The organism is Streptomyces sp. UW30, from assembly GCF_008042075.1.
Classification (GTDB): Bacteria; Actinomycetota; Actinomycetes; order Streptomycetales; family Streptomycetaceae; genus Streptomyces.
In genome coordinates this window covers 88,581-94,580 of record NZ_RDBN01000039.1, presented here as the reverse complement: position 1 = coordinate 94,580, position 6,000 = coordinate 88,581, and the positions used below count along the sequence as shown (strand labels likewise).

2 protein-coding genes, 1 pseudogene and 1 CRISPR repeat array (1 of these 4 cut by a window edge) are annotated in these 6,000 nt (G+C 70.0%); all 3 genes and pseudogenes read right to left on the bottom strand.

What is annotated here, in order from left to right; all coding sequences use genetic code 11:
• Window positions 1-230, bottom strand: a pseudogene (locus tag EAO75_RS30040) (type I-E CRISPR-associated protein Cse2/CasB); the annotation flags it as partial.
• Window positions 230-1,822: a type I-E CRISPR-associated protein Cse1/CasA gene (gene casA, locus EAO75_RS30035; RefSeq protein WP_147998283.1), complete on the bottom strand. Its 1,593-nt coding sequence runs from the start codon at window positions 1,820-1,822 to the stop codon at window positions 230-232. The pseudogene EAO75_RS30040 and the gene casA, both read right to left, overlap by 1 nt.
• Window positions 1,823-2,067: 245 nt before the next feature.
• Complete coding sequence (locus EAO75_RS30030) at window positions 2,068-4,962, bottom strand: CRISPR-associated endonuclease Cas3'' (RefSeq protein WP_147998282.1); 2,895 nt, start codon at window positions 4,960-4,962, stop codon at window positions 2,068-2,070.
• A gap of 191 nt (window positions 4,963-5,153) precedes the next feature.
• Window positions 5,154-6,000: direct repeats of the CRISPR family, unit length 29 nt; unit sequence GTGCTCTCCGTGCGAGCGGAGGTGACCCG (it continues 280 nt past the right edge of the window).

Here is a 6,000-nt window from a genome sequence, read left to right as displayed (position 1 = left end):
GCGTAATACGCCCGCTGCTCGGCCTCGGGCAGGTGCCCGTTGAGGGGGAGGCGGGGTGCGACGAAGCGGTGCATGCGGGGTACGTCGTCAAGGCCACAGCGCAGGCCGCTGCGCAGCGCGGTCCGTGCGCCGGGGTCGTCCCGGCACAGTTCCTCGATCGCTGCGGTGTAGGCGACAAGTCGCCGTCGCCGGGCTGTCGTCGGGTCGTCGGTGACGGTCTGGGTGGTCATCAGGTGCCTTCCTGTGCTGCGGGGACGGGGGAGGGCGCGGGCTTTTTGCGTGTGCCGCCGAAGAGTTCGATGCGGGCGTTGGAGACGGCCTTGGCGCCGCGCTGAGTACGGGTGATGGAGGCGGTGACGGTCTCGTACGCGTCGGTGGCCAGCCGTATGAACGCGGTCCGGGCTTCGCTCTGGTCGAAGCCGGTGTCCGGCACGCGGCCGGTGTGGTCGAGGAGGCGGAAGCGGTTCCAGAACTCGGCCTCGGCTCCGGGCCAGTAGCGGGCCGTGGCCTCGGCCGCCCAGGTGTCGCCGTTCGCCTTCGCGTCGCCCGTGTACTCGGCCCAGGCCCGTTTGACCGCGCGCTCCAGGCGGCGCCCGTACATTTCGCCGAGCTGCCGCATCAGAGCAACCGCCGGCGCGGTCGCTGGCGCTTGCTCCTCGACAAAGCCGAGGACGGGGGGTGTGGCGGCGTCGACGAACTGGATGTCCTTGGCCTGGCCTTCCTGTTCGAAGCCCAGTGCCCGTACCCGCAGGTCCTCCGAGACCTCGCTGGCGTACTCGAACACCTGCGGCCGCCGGGCCTGAGATGTACCGGGAGGCTCTTTGAGTAGCAGGGCGTCCAGGTCGCGCCACAGCGCACGCTGTGCGTCGGCCGGGCGCGGGTAGCGGTTTCCCTGTTGGCTGATCTGCCAGATCAGGTAGTTGTCGTCGCGGGGAATGCGGCCCTTGCGGTAGGCCCAGGTGATGTAGGCGTCGCTTACAAGTTGCGGGCTGCTGTCGTCGGGAACGAGCAGCAGGGCGTGCTGGGAACACGCGGTCAGTCGCCCGCACGGGCCGACCGGCACCGGCGGTGTCTGATCCGGGTCGGGCAGTTCCTCCTGCTCCCAGGGACAGCGGTCTTCCTCCCGCCGTACGGTCTGCTCGGGCCGGACCAGGCCCGCCAGCAGGGTCGCGAAGAGCGTGGTCCCTTCGGGGTGGTAGGACAGGGCGGTGCGCAGCGGTCCGGCGGTGGCGCTAGCGGACTTGACCCCGTTCACCTCACGGGCCGAGCAGCGGCCGGAGGGCCCGTAGTAGTGCCACACGAGCAGGTTCAGCACCGCATCAGCCGTGGTGGGCAGGTCGGGTCGGGCGTCGCTGCCGTGGCGGAACCAGGCGTGCGTGTTGCCCGCAGGGCGGGTCACGATCAGCTTGTTCACCCCGGCGGTGTTGCCGGTGTCGCACTGTTCGACCAGCCGCGCGTCCTGCATCCACGGCCGGCCCTGCTCGGGGTCGTACACGAAGAACCGGTGCCGGTAGGCGTCGATGTAGGCGTCGATGCCGTCGCGGGGCAACTGCCCGGCGTCGTCCAGAATGCTCACCCGTCGCATGCCCCAGTCGCCGGGTCCGGCCTCGTCCAACGCGGTCACGCGGGCCGTCAGGGCGTACAGGATGCGCAGCAACGCGGAGTGCGCGGGGGGATCGGCGACCGCGAGAGTGGCGATGTCGTGGCTGTGGAGCAGAAGCTCGCGCAGCCCGACCAGCTCGGCACGGTCGCTTGGTGCGCCGGGGGCCCACCGGATGGGGATCCAGGGTTCGTCGAACAAGTTGTAAGCGTTGGTCGGCATCGGACTCCTGTCGCCGGGGTGCCGGTCACAATGGGGCGGGGCTCCGCTCGCGCGGAGGTGAACCATGGGCGGCCCACGGGGCAATGTGGATCTCAACCCCTGCCCGCGTCGGCGGGCGGACGCCGTCCCGGCAGCGGCTAGGAGAGAGGAACTACCCCTGCCGGGACGGCTGTTGGCCAACAACGCCAACCTAGATAAGTGGGCCGCCCCTTGGGGCAACCTTCAATGCGGGTCACTCGAATGGGTTAAGCGTCGGATTCCAGTCCCACCTCTGAGATCCGGATAGTCCGGCTGCCGTGCCGGCAGCTCCACGCAGGGACGCCACTTTCGCGGTCGTCGCTGACGGGTTGCATCCGGAGCAGGACCAAGTCGGACAGCACCGGGTGCTTGTCCCAGCCCTTCGGTACCGGGTGGCCCTCCGCTCCGCGTAGCCAGCGGCCCGGCACCGGCGCCACATACGCCATGACCTGCGCCAACGCGGCGTGGGAGAGCCCGTGCCGGCCGCCGGTGGGCACGGGGAGCATTCCGGACCGGTCGAGAGTAAGCGTGTGGTCGGGCTGCTCGTACAGGCACAGCACGCGCCCGCTGTCGGCGCCCAGCCTGGTGGTCAGCAGTTCCTCGGTAACGCCGGCTTCCCGGCGGCTGAGCTTGGACAGATCGCCGGCCACATCGGCGGGCGCACAGATAGCGACGATGTCCGCCAGGTGGGTCTGGGCTGCCTCGTCGGCCTGGCGTTCGGCGTCCATCCGCTGCAGCTCCCGCTGCGCGGACCCTTCCAGGTGGTCGACGAAGTCCTCCGCGTACACAGCATCGACCAGCTCCTGCACATCCTCCGGCACCGCGATGCCGGTGCTGGCCCGCGTGCGCAGCAGGTGTGCGGTGCGCTGGAGCAGCCCGGCGTCATACACCGACCCCCAGGTCCGGGGCACCAAGGTGGCGCCGCTGTCGCCCGCTGGTTCCAGCACGACCAGGCGCGGTGCGTCCTCCGGCAGCGCCCAGGCCGGCCGTCCGGTGGCGCCGCGCAGGTGGCGGCGTCCGCGACCGGCACGCTGCAGCAGCTGGGCGAGCGGGGCGAGGTCGCTGACGATCAGATCGAAGTCGAAGTCCAGCGACTGCTCCACCACCTGAGTGGCGACCAGGATCGAGGCCGGGCGGGGGCGGGCGACATCTTCGGGTGTGCGGGGTTTGCCGTAGGCCCTCTCGCACTCGGCAGTAATGCGCTGACGGGCGTTCGCGGGGTGGCGCGAGTGCAGCAGCCGCAGCCCGCCCTCCCGCGCGGCGAGGTGAGGGAAGGCCCTGCGCAGGTCACGGAAGGTCTGCTGGGCTTCGGCCACCGTGGTGCAGCACACCAGCGCGGTCCCACCCTCTGCGGCGACCGGCTCCAGGGCTTCCCGCAGGGCCTGACGGCGCCCACCCTCCTGTCCGGGGCTGCCGGCGGGGGCAGCCGTGTCCCACACAACGGGCCGCAGTCGCACGTCCAGGGTGCGGCCGCGCCCAGTGCCGACCTCGCGCGGCGTGCTCACCTCTCCGGTCGCGGCATCGGTGAACACCCAGCCCGGGTAGCACGGCTGGAGCGCGGACGGCTGAAGAGACCCGGCCCCGCGGCGGTAGGCGTCCACCAGGGACGAGGCGGTGCAGCCCGACAGCGTCGCGGACAACAGCACCACCGGGGCGCCGAACGCGCCGAGCCACTCCAGCAGACGGGTCAACAACTGGTGCATCCACGGCCCGTAGGCGTGCGCCTCGTCCACCACGAACACCTTGTCGGACAGCCCGAACAGCCGCAGCGCATTGTGGGTGAGCGGCAACACTGCGCTCAGCGCCTGGTCGATGGTTCCTGCACCCAGCGGGGCCAGCAGCCCCCGTTTCGGCCCGCGCAGCCATGCCCCGGCCTCGGTCGCCGTCGAGGTGTCGGCGCTCACCACCCCCTCAGCCGGCGCTCCCTCGGACAATGCGTCCGGGAACTCGGCCGGGCTGTAGGCGGGGCTCAGCCAGGCCATGGAGTGCAGCAGAGTCAAAGCCCGCTCCCCGCTCAGCGCGTGCTCGGCGAACGCGCTGACCCGCGGGTACATGGCGTCGGCAGTGGCCATCGTCGGCAGTGCGAAGAACAGCCCTCGAGCCCCCGCCGCGTGCCCCAGCACGGACGCCGCAAAGAGGGCTGCCTCGGTCTTTCCATCTCCCGTCGGCGCCGTGACGAGCAGCAGCCCCGCGCCCTTTCTCTTCACCATCGTTGGAAGATGTGCGACAAGATCGCCCTGGAGGGTGTTCGGCGGGAACGGGAACATGTCCTCGAACCGCTCCGCTGTGAACCGGGCCCGCCCCAGGCGAGCGCCTGCTACCAGACCCGGGGCTGCCTTTTGCGTACGCTCCCAGTGCTCGTCGATCTCCTCAGACGTCCCCCGCCACCCCGCTGGGGGCAGCAGAGCAACGATCGCCTCCGTCTGGCTGGCCAGCCAGTCCGCGACGACCACCAGACCGGTCACGATCACCGCTAACTCGGCCGGCAACCCTCGCTCCGGAACCGCCCACCCGCCAGTGACCCGTCGCAACTCCGCAAAGTGTGCGCCCCGTTGGATAGCCCACCCGTCTCCGCCGAGCCCCGGCCGGTAGGCACTTGCCTGGGCGACTTCCTTCGCCTGCAGCACAGCACCAAAGCACCCGTGGTGGCCGCCCAGAAGCTGCGCGATCTGATGGCTCACCGCAGCCCGCATCAAGCGGCTGGTGCCCGGATACCCCGCCTCGTCGAACAGAAGCGCCAACACCCAGTGAGTGGCCATCTCGTGACGAAATGCCCGCGCCTGCTCAGCACCCGGAGCAAACGCGTATGCAGGCTCGCTGCGTACGGCTGCGAAGGCCTCCGGAACCTGCGCCTGGAAGGGGGGAGTGATTTTCCCCAGGTCGTGCAGACCCGCCCAGAACGCCAAGACCTTACGGGCCTCGGTCACCGACAGCCCCAGCTCCTGAGCCGTCTTCTCGCGTAACTGATCGCTCAGCAATACATCCCACAGAGCACCGAACACCGCGGCGGTATCCAGCAGATGGCACATCACCGGGTAAGAACGCGGAAGACCATGCTCCTTACCCCACATCCGTGCATCGACCTGATGGCGACTGGGTGGGACGGACTCACGCTTCATCATGACGGCAACGGATAGCAGGCCCCACTGACAACGCGCCCTCACCTGCAGGAAGACGACAAGCCGGTAAGCCGGACCCTAGACTCCAAGCCGAGGGGACTCAGTTGACGCGTGAGGTCGCCGCTTCAGGGCCCCGGCCATCCATGCGTCGTAAAGAAGTTGCAAAGGGACTGAAGAAGCCCAGGTCAGCAAGAGTGCTCTCCGTGCGAGCGGAGGTGACCCGCCTGGGAGAAGGAGAACCGGACCGCATGAGCAGTGCTCTCCGTGCGAGCGGAGGTGACCCGTCGTCGAGCAGGCCGCCCAGTTCGGTGCCGTCGTGCTCTCCGTGCGAGCGGAGGTGACCCGCCCACTTCCTCGCCGCGCTCGTCGCCGCCGTCGTGCTCTCCGTGCGAGCGGAGGTGACCCGCCGTACCCGTGGCAGGTGGCACCCGAGCACATGTGCTCTCCGTGCGAGCGGAGGTGACCCGGTGACGAAGTCCGGTGGGTCGGGGCGTGGCCAGTGCTCTCCGTGCGAGCGGAGGTGACCCGGAGTGGCATGAACTCGGACGAACTGAAGCGGGGTGCTCTCCGTGCGAGCGGAGGTGACCCGCCGAACGGCAGGGCGACGAAGAGGCCTGGAACGTGCTCTCCGTGCGAGCGGAGGTGACCCGGTCGCCTGCTCCCGCCTGGGATGCGTCGATGGGTGCTCTCCGTGCGAGCGGAGGTGACCCGAATACGACGCGGCCCGCAGGTGTGCGGACGCCGTGCTCTCCGTGCGAGCGGAGGTGACCCGCGGGAGCGCCGCCAGACGCCGTTGTCCTCCCAGTGCTCTCCGTGCGAGCGGAGGTGACCCGCCGGCCGTGTCGGCGTCGCCGGCGCCCACGTCGTGCTCTCCGTGCGAGCGGAGGTGACCCGCTGATCCGGTCACTGGCGGCGTCGAAGCGTGTGTGCTCTCCGTGCGAGCGGAGGTGACCCGCTCTGGCCGACCTGCGCGAACAGCTGTACCGCGTGCTCTCCGTGCGAGCGGAGGTGACCCGATCCGTGACGGCTGGTCGTACGCCG

Bases quoted from the DNA above. Each gene is read 5' to 3' on its own strand.
- EAO75_RS30030 (WP_147998282.1), bottom strand. From the start codon at position 4,962: ATGATGAAGCGTGAGTCCGTCCCACCCAGTCGCCATCAGGTCGATGCA.
- casA (WP_147998283.1), bottom strand. From the start codon at position 1,822: ATGCCGACCAACGCTTACAACTTGTTCGACGAACCCTGGATCCCCATC.